The sequence below is a fragment of the Aliiroseovarius sp. M344 genome (assembly GCF_025140835.1).
In the GTDB taxonomy this organism is placed as follows: domain Bacteria; phylum Pseudomonadota; class Alphaproteobacteria; order Rhodobacterales; family Rhodobacteraceae; genus Aliiroseovarius.
In genome coordinates, this window is sequence record NZ_CP081153.1 from 2,316,071 (window position 1) to 2,330,032 (window position 13,962).

The 13,962-nt window shown below is 59.1% G+C and carries 13 protein-coding genes; 6 read left to right on the plus strand and 7 right to left on the minus strand.

Features of this window, described 5'->3' with window-relative positions; translation table 11 throughout:
- Positions 1 to 377: 377 nt before the first annotated feature.
- Positions 378 to 2,627 (plus strand): phosphoenolpyruvate--protein phosphotransferase, encoded by a 2,250-nt coding sequence (gene ptsP / locus K3556_RS11290; RefSeq protein ID WP_260516884.1) that lies wholly within the window; start codon positions 378 to 380, stop codon positions 2,625 to 2,627.
- 96 nt (positions 2,628 to 2,723) lie between these two features.
- Positions 2,724 to 3,002, plus strand: coding sequence for a hypothetical protein (locus K3556_RS11295; protein ID WP_260516885.1), 279 nt, complete (start codon positions 2,724 to 2,726; stop codon positions 3,000 to 3,002).
- Here the strand turns inward: K3556_RS11295 and K3556_RS11300 are convergent.
- On the minus strand, positions 2,974 to 3,492 hold the full coding sequence (locus K3556_RS11300; protein WP_260516886.1) for a GNAT family N-acetyltransferase: 519 nt from the start codon (positions 3,490 to 3,492) through the stop codon (positions 2,974 to 2,976). The two genes, K3556_RS11295 and K3556_RS11300, sit on opposite strands and share 29 nt — an antisense overlap.
- Before the next feature lie 71 nt (positions 3,493 to 3,563).
- Here K3556_RS11300 and K3556_RS11305 point away from each other — a divergent pair, with 71 nt between their 5' ends.
- On the plus strand, positions 3,564 to 4,169 hold the full coding sequence (locus K3556_RS11305; protein WP_260516887.1) for a flavin reductase family protein: 606 nt from the start codon (positions 3,564 to 3,566) through the stop codon (positions 4,167 to 4,169).
- A 97-nt stretch (positions 4,170 to 4,266) separates the two neighbouring features.
- Positions 4,267 to 4,926 carry a CatB-related O-acetyltransferase gene (locus tag K3556_RS11310; RefSeq protein WP_260516888.1) on the plus strand — a complete coding sequence of 220 codons (660 nt, stop codon included), beginning with the start codon at positions 4,267 to 4,269 and terminating at the stop codon, positions 4,924 to 4,926.
- On the opposite strand, the gene K3556_RS11315 is transcribed toward K3556_RS11310, so the two are convergent.
- The gene (locus tag K3556_RS11315; protein WP_260516889.1) at positions 4,920 to 6,554 is read right to left on the minus strand and encodes a SulP family inorganic anion transporter; all 1,635 of its coding nucleotides are present in this window, start codon (positions 6,552 to 6,554) and stop codon (positions 4,920 to 4,922) included. The genes K3556_RS11310 and K3556_RS11315 overlap by 7 nt on opposite strands.
- 160 nt (positions 6,555 to 6,714) lie before the next feature.
- On the opposite strand from K3556_RS11315, the gene K3556_RS11320 reads away from it, so the two are divergent.
- Together K3556_RS11320 and K3556_RS11325 are read left to right on the plus strand one after the other, a co-directional pair.
- The gene (locus K3556_RS11320; RefSeq protein ID WP_260516890.1) at positions 6,715 to 7,584 is read left to right on the plus strand and encodes an S-methyl-5'-thioadenosine phosphorylase; all 870 of its coding nucleotides are present in this window, start codon (positions 6,715 to 6,717) and stop codon (positions 7,582 to 7,584) included.
- A gap of 70 nt (positions 7,585 to 7,654) precedes the next feature.
- Complete coding sequence (locus tag K3556_RS11325) at positions 7,655 to 8,194, plus strand: adenine phosphoribosyltransferase (protein WP_260516891.1); 540 nt, start codon at positions 7,655 to 7,657, stop codon at positions 8,192 to 8,194.
- A 154-nt stretch (positions 8,195 to 8,348) separates the two neighbouring features.
- Here the strand turns inward: K3556_RS11325 and K3556_RS11330 are convergent, their stop codons facing one another.
- The 5 genes from K3556_RS11330 to K3556_RS11350 all read right to left on the minus strand — a co-directional run bounded on the left by K3556_RS11330 (position 8,349) and on the right by K3556_RS11350 (position 13,884).
- On the minus strand, positions 8,349 to 9,752 hold the full coding sequence (locus K3556_RS11330) for an FAD-binding oxidoreductase (protein ID WP_260516892.1): 1,404 nt from the start codon (positions 9,750 to 9,752) through the stop codon (positions 8,349 to 8,351).
- A 192-nt stretch (positions 9,753 to 9,944) separates the two neighbouring features.
- Positions 9,945 to 10,529, minus strand: a complete 585-nt coding sequence (locus K3556_RS11335; RefSeq protein ID WP_260516893.1) for a GNAT family N-acetyltransferase — start codon at positions 10,527 to 10,529, stop codon at positions 9,945 to 9,947.
- Positions 10,529 to 11,791: a pitrilysin family protein gene (locus K3556_RS11340; protein ID WP_260516894.1), complete on the minus strand. Its 1,263-nt coding sequence runs from the start codon at positions 11,789 to 11,791 to the stop codon at positions 10,529 to 10,531. The genes K3556_RS11335 and K3556_RS11340 overlap by 1 nt, the downstream gene beginning before the upstream one ends.
- 7 nt (positions 11,792 to 11,798) lie before the next feature.
- Positions 11,799 to 13,184 carry a threonine synthase gene (thrC, locus tag K3556_RS11345; protein WP_260516895.1) on the minus strand — a complete coding sequence of 462 codons (1,386 nt, stop codon included), beginning with the start codon at positions 13,182 to 13,184 and terminating at the stop codon, positions 11,799 to 11,801.
- Between the two features lies 1 nt (position 13,185).
- Entirely contained in the window at positions 13,186 to 13,884 is a 699-nt protein-coding gene (locus K3556_RS11350; protein ID WP_260516896.1) for an SURF1 family protein, read from the minus strand.
- Positions 13,885 to 13,962 lie beyond the last annotated feature (78 nt).

Below are 13,962 nucleotides of genomic sequence, written 5' to 3' on the forward strand. Positions count from 1 at the left end.
GAAACTAAATCCTGCTGCCCTCCAACATCTGAACCGTTGCAAGTGCACTGGGGTCGCGAATGTTGGGATAAAGATTGTTCGGAATCAGATCCAGTGTTTCGCCGGTGACGCGTGCAGCAAAAGCAGGGTCAGGCAGCGGGCGTTGCGCAGAATACGCCGGACCAGCACAAACACCGCCTGCCCAAGTGGCATTCTGCCCAAATGCCCGGCACTTGGGCGCAATACTGCCGGGTTCACAAATATTACTCAAAAAGACTTTAAGGAGTTTCTGGAAAAACCTCTGCTCTCACATTACGGTAGGGTTCGTCCAAGTGGTTCGACGGGTTGCCCAATCGCAGGCGTCCCGATAACGCCCACAGGAACAGGGAACGGTGAGAATGGCAGAAAGCCAGCAAAGTGACAGTCGCAAGCTTCTGGTTAAGCTGCGCGAAACCCTCGCCTCTGCCTCGCAGGGGCAGGAACGTCTGGACAGAATCACATCGTTGATTGCAGAAAGCCTCGGGGTTGAGGTGTGCTCGATCTATCTGTTTCGGGACAGTGAAACGCTTGAGCTCTGCGCGACCCAAGGGTTGAATGCTGCCGCTGTCCACCAGACCCGTTTGCGGGTCGGCGAAGGCCTTGTGGGTCGCGTCGCGCGCCGTGGCCGCCCCATCAACACCCGCAACGCCCCATCGGAAACCGGGTTTCGGTATATGCCGGAAACCGGCGAAGAAATCTATTCCAGCTTTCTGGGTGTCCCAATCCAGCGTCTGGGCGAGAATCTGGGCGTCCTTGTCATCCAGTCCAAGGATGAACGGGATTTCTCAGCCGACGAGCTTTATGGGCTTGAAGTCGTCGCAATGGTGTTGGCCGAGATGACCGAACTTGGCGCGTTTGTCGGCGAAGGCGAGGCGATGGGCGCCCTGCACCAACGCCCGACCACGTTCACGGGTGGCATCGGTCAGGAAGGCGCGGCCGAAGGCCATGTCTGGCTGCATGAACCACGTGTTGTCGTCACCAACCCGGTGGCCGACGACCCCGAAGTCGAGCTGGCCCGCCTGAAGGAAGGCGTCGAGACATTGCGCGTGTCAGTGGACGAGCTACTGGCCAATTCAATGACCAAGGACAAAGACCAGATGCAGGTCCTTGAGGCCTATCGCATGTTCGCCAATTCCAAGGGGTGGATGCGGCGGATGGAGGCCGATATTGACCTCGGCCTGTCTGCTGAAGCTGCGGTCGAGAAAGAACAATCCGCCGCCCGCGCCCGGATGAGCCAGGTGCCGGATGCCTATCTGCGCGAACGCCTGCATGATCTGGACGATCTGTCCAACCGACTTCTGCGTATCCTGACCGGTCAGGGCAAGGATACCGGCGCGGAAATGCCCGAAAACCCGATCCTGATCGCCACCAATATCGGGCCGGGCGAATTGCTTGAATACGGGCGCGGCTTGCGCGGGATCGTGCTGGAGGAAGGCTCGATTGCCAGCCACGCGGCGATTGTTGCCCGCGCGCTGGCCATCCCACTGATTGTGCAGGCTGGCCGCATCTCGACCGAAGCCCTGAACGGCGACCATGTTCTTGTCGACGGTGAAAACGGCATCGTCCATCTGCGCCCCGAAGAAACCGTTGTCAGCGCCTTTCGTGACAAGATGGCAATGGAGGCCGCACAACAGGAACGCTATCGCAGTCTGCGCGACAAACCCGCGATGGGGCTGTGTGGCACAGAGGTGAAGCTGCATATGAATGCAGGGCTGATGGCCGATTTGCCGTCCCTTGAAAACTCGGGCGCCGAGGGCGTTGGCCTGTTCCGCACCGAGTTGCAGTTTCTGACCGTCGACCGGGTGCCACGTCGCGGTGACCTTGCGGCGACTTATGCCCGAGTGCTGGACGCTGCCAAAGGCAAACGCGTGACATTCCGCACGTTGGATATCGGGTCAGATAAAGTGCTGCCTTACATGAACCCGCTGGACGAACCCAACCCTGCCCTTGGCTGGCGCGCGATCCGCGTGGGCCTGGACAAGCCCGGCGTCATGCGCATGCAGTTGCAGGCGTTGATACGGGCGGCCGCTGGTCGGGACCTCAGCGTGATGTTTCCCTTTGTCGCGCAATTGGATGAATTTCGTGATGCGCGCGAGATGGTGTTGGCCGAGATCGAGCGCGAACGCACTATGGGTCACGTTCTGCCCAAAACAACCGAGATCGGCGCAATGCTGGAGACACCGTCGATGGTGTTCGCCCCACAGCAGTTCTATGAAATGGCGGATTTCATCTCGATCGGCGGCAACGATCTTAAGCAGTTTTTCTTCGCAGCCGACCGCGAGAACGAACGGGTGCGCCGCCGATATGATACGTTGAACGTGTCGTTTCTAAACCTGATCGAGGAAATTGTCACGCGGTGCGATGCGGCACGCACGCCGCTGAGCTTTTGCGGCGAGGACGCTGGCCGCCCCATCGAAGCCGTGTGTTTTGCAGCATTGGGCATGCGGCACCTGTCCATGCGTCCCGCATCGATTGGGCCGGTTAAGCATCTTATAAGACGTACAAATCTTTTGGATCTTCGCGACGTGATCGATGATGCGCGCCTGTCCGGTGCGCAATCCGTGCGACCCGCTGTGCTGGAATATCTGACGCGCAGGAAGTCTTCCTGACCAGCGGAACGCATTAGCCTTTGATGAAAATTTTAGGTGGTTATCACTTTATTCACATAATTGGAACAAAACTAGAACGGTATAAGGAGAATGCCTATGCCGATCAATATAATCATCACCGGAATCCTCACTGGAACCGTCGCCGCCGCGTTTGCCATCAGCCTCGACAGTGGGGCCATGTGGGCGTTTGTATCTTACTCTATGTCGGGGGCATTGGCGTTATTTGGGGCAGGTTTGGTCACGTCGATCCGACGTAACGCCTGGCCTCGAAAAAGTTGGTATGCGCGGCTGGACCAGATGGTCGGTCAGTCAGATTGCACCAACCATATTGGCGTCTTCACCGCCGTCAAACGGGATCGTCAGGTCCGGATGTGACGCGCGCAACATGCCCTGTGACACCGGCCCAAGCGCCATTTTTCAGGCTGTAGCCAAGTACCCGATCCGGGTTTGTTGGGGGCGGCATAAAAATGCCCTCCAGCTTGGAAAACCCAAAGCGCTGATAATAGGGCGCATCCCCGACCAGCATCACCCGCGTCATGCCCATCTTTTCGGCCACCAAAAGGCTTTCACGAATCAAATGGCCACCCAACCCTTCACCCTGACGGGTCGGGTGCACGGCAACCGGGCCAAGCAGCAAAGCGGCATGTTGCGCGCCATTGCCAACAATCGTTACGGGCCAATAGCGGATCGCGCCTGACAAAATTCCTGCATCGTCGCGGGCAATCAGCGACAGATTGGCGACGGGCGGAACACCGTCACGCAACCGGTAGGACGACAATGCCTCGCGTCCCGGCGCAAAACAAAGGTCGTAAAGTGCTTCGACCTCCCACCAGTCCTGTTCGGTTTCTTCTGTCAGGTGATACACCTGCTGCCCCTCGTCTTTTGCCGTCCTTTGCTGCTATCACGGCTGGACGTAAAAAAGGAAGGGAGAAGCGGGTGTTCTATGAGCCGAAAAACGGGCACGGGTTGCCTCATAACCCGTTCAATGCGCTGATTGTCCCGCGCCCTATTGCATGGATATCGACACGCGGGGCGGATGGCTCCGAAAACCTTGCGCCGTACTCGTTTTTCAACGGGGTCGCTTATGATCCGCCGCAAGTGATGTTTGCCACCACATCGGGCAAGAACGACCGGGAACTTGGCAAAGATACGATGGGCAATATCAACGAAACCGGTGTGTTTTGTGTCCATATGGTCGGCGAAGAACTGACCGATGCAATGAATATCAGTTCTGGCAGTTACGGACGGGCTGTAGATGAGATTACACTGGCGGGACTGGACCGGGTTGAATGCAGCACGATTGCCGCGTCGCGCCTTACTGCTTCGCCCGCTGCACTGGAATGCAAGCTGACCCAGATTACACGCCTTCCCGGCGACGAAAACCTCGTCTGCTTTGGCGAGGTCACCGGTATTCATCTGCGCGACGATTGCATGGTGGATGGCATTTTCGACATCACGCGCGCCCGGCCTTTGGCGCGGCTTGGGTATCGCGATTACGCCGTGGTGACAGACAAATTCGCCCTGAATCGCCCCGGTGAATAGACGGGGTATCACCTGCCTGTTATCGTCAATACACAGCCATGGAGGGTGACATGAACAAACCGGCCTGAATCTTCGTTTCTTTCTTCAAGGAGGTCACATGCCGTTTGTCATGCCCGACGCCACACGCGTCCATCCCGTAACCCTGCCCGATGGCTCTCTCCATCATGGCACGGTTTTCCTGTCCAACGTGATTGATCAGCCCAATATCGACGTGGGCGATTTCACCTATGCCTCGGATTTCGATCCGCCACCGACCGACGGTTGGGCAGCGCGATTGGCCCCCTATCACTTCCCGATGTCCGACGGGCGACTGACCATTGGGAAGTTTTGCCAGATCGCCCATGGTGTCCGCATCATTACAGCGGCTGCAAACCACGCCTTTGATGGGCTGACCAGTTTTCCATTTGGCATCTTTGCATTGGACAAAGAGGTCATGGCCCAACCCGACAGCCGCGATACGCGTATCGGGCATGATGTGTGGCTGGGCTATGGCGCGATCATTTGCCCCGCGGTGACAATCGGCAATGGCGCAATCATTGGTGCCGGCGCCGTCGTGCGCGAGGATGTGCCAGACTATGCAATCGTCGCCGGAAATCCCGCGCAGGTCGTCAGGATGCGCCTGCCTTCTGAGGACATCGACCGGATGAACCGGCTTGCGTGGTGGGACTGGTCAACATATCAGATCGCCCGCGCGCGCGAAGCGCTGGAAGCAGGCGGTCTGGATGCGTTAGAGGCCCTTGCCCCAGCAGATCAGTGAGAGCCAAGAATGCCCGTGCGCACGGAATAGTCGGCGGCGACCTCGTAATCGGGGTCGTCGTCGCTGTCGACCATCAGGTGCCCGGCCTTGTTCAGCAGCGTGTGGCAATCGCGGCTTAGGTGACGCAGTTGAATGCGCTTGCCAGCGGCCTCGTATTTCAAAGCCACAGCCTCGATCGCTTGCAGGGCGGATTGATCGACCACGCGCGAGCGCGCAAATTCAATCACCACCAGATCGGGATCATTCTCGACGTCGAACAGCTCGACAAATCCATCGGCTGACCCGAAGAAGAGCGGTCCCTCGACGTCATAAACCTTGCCGCCATCTTCTTCGCGCGTGACAGCGTGGATGCGCGCGGCGGCGTTCCAGGCATAAGCCAGAGCCGACACGATCACACCAACCACAACAGCCACCGCGAGGTCTTCATAGACGGTCACAGCGGTCACCAGCAGGATGACGAAGGCGTCGGTTTTTGGAACGCGACGCAGGATGGTCAAAGAGTTCCAGGCAAATGTGCCAATCACCACCATGAACATCACACCGACAAGGGCGGCCAGCGGGATTTTCTCGATCCATGACGACGCCACCACGATGAACAGCAGCAAGAACACGGCTGCCGCGATGCCAGCAATGCGCGTGCGCCCGCCGGATTTCACATTGATCATCGACTGGCCGATCATGGCACAGCCGCCCATGCCGCCAAAGAAGCCGGTGACGACATTGGCCGTGCCCTGCGCGATACATTCCTGCGATGCGCCGCCACGATGACCGGTCATTTCACCCACAAGGTTCAGGGTCAGCAGGCTTTCGATCAAGCCAATAGCGGCCAGAATGATCGCGAAGGGCAGAATGATCCACAGGGTTTCAAGGTTAAACGGGGCAAGCAGTGCCGGGGGGTAAAGGCCTTCGCCGGACCCAAAGGGATTGTGGAAGCTTGGCAGCCCGCCTTTGATCGACGCCAGATCGCCCACTGTCGGCACATCGATTCCAAAGGCGATGACGATCCCCGCCACAAGGCCGATCCCAGCCAGCGGCGCCGGGATGATCTTGGTCAGCTTCGGCATGCCCCAGATGATCAACATGGTCAGGCCCACAAGGCCCAACATCGCGTAAAGCGGCAGACCGGTCAGCCATTCCTCGGTGTTATCCGGGTTCTTGAATTGCGTGAGCTGCGCCAGAAAAATCACGATCGCGAGGCCGTTCACAAAGCCCAGCATCACCGGGTGCGGCACCAGCCGGATGAACTTACCCCAGTGCATAACACCTGCAAACACCTGCAAAATCCCCATCAGGATGACTGTTGCGAACAGGTATTCGACCCCGTGTTGGGCGACCAAGGCCACCATGACAACTGCCAGCGCGCCGGTCGCGCCCGAGATCATACCGGGCCGCCCACCAATAACCGCAGTGATCAGGCCGACCAGAAAAGCTGCGTAAAGGCCAACCAGCGGATGAACCCCGGCTACGAACGCAAAAGCCACCGCTTCCGGCACCAGCGCCAGAGCAACCGTCAGCCCAGAAAGCACTTCGATCTTGATGCGATTGGGCGTCAGCGCTTCGGACTGCGACAGACGCAGGTCAGGACGTTCAATACGTTTGGCAAAGCTTGCCAGCAGGGCTCGGGCCACGGGTCACCTCATTCGGGGAAATCTGTTCGCGATCCGCGCTCACTACTAGCATTCCGCTGTGCAAACAATGCCCCATATGGGAAACCACACTGTAATTGCCGCATGGCAACAGGCGCGACGTCGCGTTAGGTTCACACCATCTGAAAAAAGGGAGAGTGGCATGGGCACGGTCATCGGTATCATCGGCGGTTCAGGCGTCTACGACATTGACGGGCTGGAAGACGCAGTATGGCGCACCGTCGAAAGCCCATGGGGCCTTCCATCCGATCAGGTGCTGACGGGCCAGCTGGACGGGGTGAAGATGGTCTTTCTTCCACGCCACGGGCGCGGTCATATTCATGCCCCATCCGATATTCCCTATCGCGCAAATATTGACGCGCTCAAGCGGTTGGGGGTGACCGACGTGATCAGCGTGTCGGCCTGTGGATCGTTCCGCGAAAATACGGCACCAGGCGATTTTGTCATTGTGGATCAATTCATTGACCGTACATTCGCCCGCCCGAAAAGCTTCTTTGGTTCGGGCTGCGTGGCACATGTCGGCTTTGCCCATCCAACCTGCCCGCGCCTGTCAGAAGCCTGTGCGACCTCAGCGCGCGAGGCGGGTGTCACGGTGCACGAGGGCGGCACCTATCTGGCCATGGAGGGTCCGCAGTTTTCGACCCTTGCCGAAAGCCGGTTGTATCGCGATCAGTGGGGCGCGGATGTGATTGGCATGACCAACATGCCAGAAGCCAAACTCGCCCGGGAAGCGGAGCTTTGCTATGCCTCGGTCGCGATGGTCACCGATTTCGATTGCTGGCACCCGGACCACGACCAAGTCGACGTGGCGCAGGTGATTGCAACCCTGACCGGAAATGGCGACAAGGCCCGTCGGATGGTGGCTGGACTGCCCGCCCTGCTTGGAGAAGAGCGCGCCGCTTGCCCACATGGCTGTGACCGCGCGCTCGACATGGCGATCATGACGGCACCTGACAAGCGCGATCCCACGCTTCTGGCCAAGCTCGACGCCGTCGCGAGGCGCGTTCTGTGACCATCCGCCACTTGCGTCACTGACCGGATTGCGCCACAAAAAAATCGACTGTTTCTCGAAAGGCGTTCCCATGAACAAGGGCAAGACCGTCAAAGACTATATCCGCACCATCGTCGACTTCCCGCATGAAGGTATCTTGTTTCGCGATGTCACTACGCTTTTCGCCGACCCGCGCGGCTTTCGTATGGCGGTGGACCAGATGCTGCATCCATACGCGGGGATGAAGATCGACAAAGTGATCGGGCTAGAGGCGCGCGGGTTCATTCTGGGTGGCGCGATCGCCCACCAGTTGACGCTGGGCTTCGTGCCGATCCGCAAGAAAGGCAAGCTGCCCGGCGCAACCCTGTCGCAAGCCTATACGCTGGAATACGGCGAGGCCGTGGTGGAAATCCACGACGACGCGATCCAGCCCGGCGAGAAGATCTTGCTGGTCGATGACCTGCTGGCCACTGGCGGCACCGCCGAAGCCGGCATCAAGTTGATCGAGCGGTTGGGCGGCGACATTGTCGGCTGCGCCTTCATCGTTGATCTGCCGGAACTTGGTGGCCGCAAGCTGATCGAGGACATGGGCATGGACGTCCATGTCTTGTGTGAATTCGACGGGTTGTGAACCTCGCATTAACTTTAATGCGCTAAACCCGGTCTTGCCTGACAGCCGTTAGGCGCTGCTTGCGAGCATGACATTTCGTGCAACGCCGCGCCCCACCCTGGCGCGGCGTTTTCTTTTGAAAAGCTTAAGTTGCTTTTTACAACCTGCTAGCAGATCATCCGAAAATAACGCCCGGGTTCATGATCCCCGCAGGATCAAGCGCGTCTTTGATCTTGCGCATTGCGGCAAGGCGCGCCGGATCGCCATACCGCTGCAAGTCAGCGGGCTTAAGTCGACCAATCCCATGTTCGGCACTGAACGATCCGTCATGGCTTTGGACAAGGCCATAGACGATATCGCGAAGCTCTTGACGCCGGGGGGCGAAATCAGCCGTGCGCTGCCCCTCGGGGGGAAACACGTTGTAGTGCAGATTGCCGTCGCCCAGATGCCCAAAGGCGTTGATCCGGAATGGCTCGGTTTGGGCCAATGCCGCGTCAGCTTCGGTCAGAAATGCCGGGATGGCCGACAGGGGCAGGGATATGTCATGCGAGCTGATTGCCCCGACGGCCTTGTTGGCCAGTGGAATCGCCTCGCGCAGTTTCCAAAGGGCGGCGCGCTGCCCTTCGCTTTGGGCGATCACGCCATCATCGCTGAGACCAGTTTTGTCTGCAGCTTCAAAAAGCGCGGCCAACTCAGCTTCCGGATCCTGTTTCGGACCCAAGCCAAGTTCGATAAGAACCGACCATTCGGGTCGTTTTGCAAATGGCTGTGGCCCGCCCAATCCAGCGGCCAGTAAGAAATCCAATCCGGTGCCTTTGATCAACTCGAAGGCGCTGATGCCGTTGCCCAGACGCGCTTGCGCCATGGTCAGAAGCTCTAACGCCGCTGCCGGGTCACGCACTGTCAGCAGTGCGGTGCCCTGACTGGCCGGTTTGGGAAACAGCCGCAGGCTGGCGGCGGTGATGACACCCAGCGTCCCTTCGGCTCCACACAAAAGCGCGCGCAGGTCATATCCCGTATTGTCCTTGCGCAACCGTTTCAGGCCGTGATGGACCGACCCATCAGGCAAAACGGCTTCGATCCCAAGGCACAGATCACGCGCGGACCCATAGCGCAGCACGTTGACGCCGCCTGCATTGGTGGACAGGCAGCCGCCAATGCGGCACGACCCTTGAGATGCAAGCGACAAAGGGAACAATCGCCCTGCCGCGTCTGCCGCGGCTTGGACCTCGGCCAGCACAGCGCCGGCTTCGGTCACCAGAACATTTTCATCGGCATGAATGGCACGGGTGCGGGTCATCCGCTCAAGGCTCAGGATCACAGGGCGCGCATCCGGCATGATCTGACCGCCAACAAGCCCGGTGCCGCCGCCATATGGCACAACTGGCACTTTGCCCTTAGCGCAGGCGCGAATAATCGTGGCGACCTCATCGGTAGATGCAGGTGCCAGAAGAAGGCCGCCATTGCCATGAAACAGCCCGCGGGGTTCTTCCAGATAATGCGGTGCCAAGGGTCGAAACACCGCATCGGGCAGTCCTGCCCGCAAGCTTGCTTCAAACGCTCCATCGGCAGAATTCAAACCAACGCTCCCTATTCCTTACCTAAAGCGTTTCGAATTAAACCTGAGACAGGGATCATTCGAAACGCCGCTCAACATTTCAGCGTTTCGCGCGTTTCGCCAAAAACCGGTGTCGCAGGTTTTTCTCGAAACGCTTCAAGCCCTCCGGGACCGCGCGATACACGCGCCGACATGAAGCTTGAAACGACGGCCCTAGCCCGCCTGCGTGCGCCCACGCCGGTCCGACCGAAGGTTGGCATAAAGCACATGATTGCGCCAGCGCCCGTTGATTTGCAGATAGCTCTGCGCGACGCCTTCATACTTATAGCCGACCTTTTCCAGCACCCCGCGCGAGGCCGCATTTTCGGGCAAGCACCCTGCTTCGAGCCGCGACAGATCAAGTTCGTTAAAAGCGTAATGCACCATTGCTTCCAACCCTTCGCGCATAAAGCCTTGGCGCGCAAAGCGTTCGCCCACCCAATACCCGGTGGTGCCAGCCTGTGCAGGTCCACGGCGGATATGATCCAATGTAACCGCCCCAACCAAGACATTGTCCGCCCGACGGAACATGAACAACGGCAGCGCGGTTCCCCCCTGGATCGAGCGGTTTGCCCAATAGACCCGGTTGGTGAAACTTTTGCGGCTCAGATGATCCTGCGCCCAAGTGGGTTCCCATGGCGTCAGAAATTCACGCCCTGCCGCCCGCAAAGCCGACCACGCGCGAAAATCGCCATGTGCGGGCGGGCGCAGAAACAACCGGTCTGTGTCGATCCTGACCTTCTTGGACCGCCCCAGCATCAGGCAGCACGCCTGTCTTGAAGGGCCGCGAGGCTCAGGGCATTTTCCGCCGGGCCATAAACGGCCATCGCCATTTTGCCTTTGGTCAGGCTACTTCCGAAATCACGCAGGTCGGCAAGCGTCACGGCATCAATCTTGTCGACCGCTTCCGACAGCGGCGGCACACGATCCCAGATCGCCACCAGCCGCGCCATGCGCTCGGCGCGCGCCGACGGGCTTTCCAGCCCCATCAACAGACCCGCTTTCATCTGAACGCGCGCGCGCGCCAGCTCTCGTTCCGTCATGTCGCTGGCGGCACGCTTCATCTCGTCAATGCACAGCGTGGAAAGCCCGGCGATATCACTGCCCGATGTCCCGGCATAGATGGTCATCATCCCCGTATCATCATAGGCCCCCAGCTGCGAGAAGATCGAATAACACAACCCGCGCTTTTCGCGCACTTCCTGAAACAATCGCGAGGACATACCGCCGCCCAACGCCGAGCTGAACAGCTGCGCGGCATAGAACGCGTCGTCGCGGTAGCTTGGCGCTTCTAGCCCCAGTGTAAAATGAACCTGCTCAAGCCCATTGCGCACCTCGATCCGTTCGCCGCTGCTCCAACGCGCCGTATCTATCGCCCGAGGTTTGCTGGGTTTCAGATGTCCGAATGCGGCTTCCGCAAGACGCAAAATCTGATCATGGTCCACCGCTCCGGCGGCAGACAGGATCAATTGGTCCGGGCCATAATGCTGATCAACGAAAGACGACAGGTCACGCTTATCAAAGCTCTGCACGCGTTCGGCCGGGCCAAGAATGGTCCGTCCTATGGGCTGATCGGGAAAGGCAGCTTCTTGCAGCCAGTCAAAGACCACATCGTCCGGCGTATCCAGCGCCTGGCCGATCTCCTGCAAAATCACGCCGCGCTCGATCTCGATCTCGCTGTTGTCAAAGACAGGGTTCAGAACAATGTCTGAAATCACGTCCAACGCCAGTGCCACATCATCTTTCAGTACGCGCACATAATAGGCTGTCACCTCGCGCGAGGTATAGGCGTTGATATAGCCGCCCACATCCTCGATCGCCTCGGCAATCTGAAGCGCATTGCGCTTTTTCGTGCCCTTGAAGGCCATATGCTCCAGAAAATGTGCAATGCCATTTTGGGCGGGCGTTTCGTGGCGACCGCCTGCTGTAACCCACACACCGATTGACGCGCTTTCCAAGCCCGGCATCGCCTCGGAAACCACGCGCACACCATTGGGCAATCTGTCCAGCTTCACATTCATCTGGTTCCTACCGCCCCGTCCGTTCGCGGATCAACGCTTCCAGAGCGTTAAGATCGTTGGCAACACGTGTCATGCGTTCGTCACGGTCAAACAAGTCCGCCATATGCGGCGGCAACGGTGCATCTTGCCCGCAGGCGTCTTTGACCGCTGCCGGGAATTTTGCGGGATGCGCGGTGGCCAGCGTCACCATCGGGCTGTCGTGCAAATGTTCATTGGCAACCTTCACGCCAACTGCCGAATGCGGGCACAGCACCTCGCCCGTATGGGCAAACGAGGCCTTGATCTGCGCCATCGTCTCATCTTCTGACGCGCGCCCGCTGTCAAAGGTCTCGCGCAGGAATTCCATTGCGCCCTGACTGATCGTGAAACTGCCGCCCGACAAGTCGGCCATCTGATCAGCCACAACCTTGCCGTCGCGCCCATAGGCGTCAAACAACACCCGTTCGAAATTCGACGATACCTGAATATCCATCGACGGGCTGATTGAGGGCGTGACGCCCGCCTTGGTATAGGCACCGGTTTCCATCGTGCGGTGCAGGATGTCATTCTGGTTTGTTGCAATCACCAGTTGGTCAATCGGCAGGCCCATTTTCTTGGCGATGTAGCCTGCGAAAATGTCGCCAAAATTGCCGGTGGGCACCGTGAAGCTGACCTTCCGGTGCGGCGCGCCCAACGCGACCGCCGAAGTGAAGAAATACACCACCTGCGCCAGCACGCGCGCCCAGTTGATCGAGTTCACGCCCGCCAGCTTCACCGCATCACGAAATTCGAAATCATTGAACATATCTTTCAGACGCGCTTGGCAATCGTCGAAATCCCCTTCCATGGCCAGTGCATGCACATTGGCCTCGTCCGGGGTGGTCATCTGGCGACGCTGCACATCCGAGACCCGGCCATGCGGGAACAGGATAAAGACGTCAACCGCATCCAACCCCTTGAAGGCTTCAATGGCCGCCGACCCGGTATCACCCGAAGTAGCGCCGACGATGGTCACCTTTTCACCCCGGCGGCTCAGCGCCACCTGAAAAAGCTGGCCGATCAGTTGCATCGCGAAATCTTTGAAAGCCAGCGTGGGGCCGTGAAACAGCTCCAGAAGGAAATGGTTTGGGCCAAGCTGAACAAGGGGGGCGCGGGCGTCGTGTTTGAACCCGGCATAGGCCTTGGCGATGATGTCGGCGAATTCTTCGTCGGTGAAGGTGTCGCCAACAAAGGGACGCATCACGCGAAAGGCGACCTCTTCATAGGGCAGACCGGCCAGGGCTGCGATGTCGCCCGCGCTCATGGTTGGCACAGTTTCAGGCACATAAAGGCCACCGTCACGGGCCAGACCCGTCAGCATGGCATCTTCAAAGCTGAGAACCGGGGCGTCACCACGGGTAGAGATATAGCGCATTTCAATCGTTCCTTGGGGCGAGTGTATCACGTGTTCCGCGCTTCATACGCCAAAGCGCAAAGCCTGTCATCACCACCCATGTCGCTGCCATCAAAAACCATGTGACGGCGTATTCAAGATGGTCGTTGGGAATGCCCGCGCTGGTGACGGGCATTGGCAGGATGCCGGGCTCGGCCGGGGTGGCTTGCCGGGCGACGATCAGCAGTGGGCGGGTGTTCAGCACGTCTGCCATCTGGTCAATGTCACGGGCAAACCATGTGTTGGTTGCAACCTCGTTCTCAGGCGTGGCGCTGTTGCGGTCATCCGGCCAGTGCAGGTTGCCCACAATCGACATCTCGCCTCCGGTTGGGGGCGGCACAGCGTCGGCCACGCGGATGAACCCGCGGTCGACCAGAACCGCGCCATCAGCCGTTTCGAGCGATGAGATCAGACGATACCCGGCCCCCGCATCGCGGCTGCTGACCAAGACACGCAGCGTATCACCACCCATCGTTCCGGTGACGGTCACGGGAAGGTATTTGTCGCGCGCCGGGTCGGGCTGTGCGGGCAGGTCCACGGGGGCGGCGGCGATCTGGCTTTCAATCTCGGCCAGGACGCCTTCTTTCCAATACAACCGATCCAGCTGCCATTTCCCAAGGCCAAGAAACACCGCCAGAATGGCGATGCTAAGACTGGCAGTCAGGATCAGGCGAAAGCTCATGAACAGGTCCACAGCGGGTCACGTGAAAGGGGCGCGAAGGTTTCCCCTCGCGCCCCGAATAGGACTATTTGCGGGCTG

Coding starts and splice junctions, on each gene's coding strand:
- thrC (WP_260516895.1), bottom strand. CDS start 13,184: ATGCGCTATATCTCTACCCGTGGTGACGCCCCGGTTCTCAGCTTTGAA.
- K3556_RS11295 (WP_260516885.1), top strand. CDS start 2,724: ATGCCGATCAATATAATCATCACCGGAATCCTCACTGGAACCGTCGCC.
- ptsP (WP_260516884.1), top strand. CDS start 378: ATGGCAGAAAGCCAGCAAAGTGACAGTCGCAAGCTTCTGGTTAAGCTG.
- K3556_RS11325 (WP_260516891.1), top strand. CDS start 7,655: ATGAACAAGGGCAAGACCGTCAAAGACTATATCCGCACCATCGTCGAC.
- K3556_RS11350 (WP_260516896.1), bottom strand. CDS start 13,884: ATGAGCTTTCGCCTGATCCTGACTGCCAGTCTTAGCATCGCCATTCTG.
- K3556_RS11335 (WP_260516893.1), bottom strand. CDS start 10,529: ATGCTGGGGCGGTCCAAGAAGGTCAGGATCGACACAGACCGGTTGTTT.
- K3556_RS11310 (WP_260516888.1), top strand. CDS start 4,267: ATGCCGTTTGTCATGCCCGACGCCACACGCGTCCATCCCGTAACCCTG.
- K3556_RS11320 (WP_260516890.1), top strand. CDS start 6,715: ATGGGCACGGTCATCGGTATCATCGGCGGTTCAGGCGTCTACGACATT.
- K3556_RS11340 (WP_260516894.1), bottom strand. CDS start 11,791: ATGAATGTGAAGCTGGACAGATTGCCCAATGGTGTGCGCGTGGTTTCC.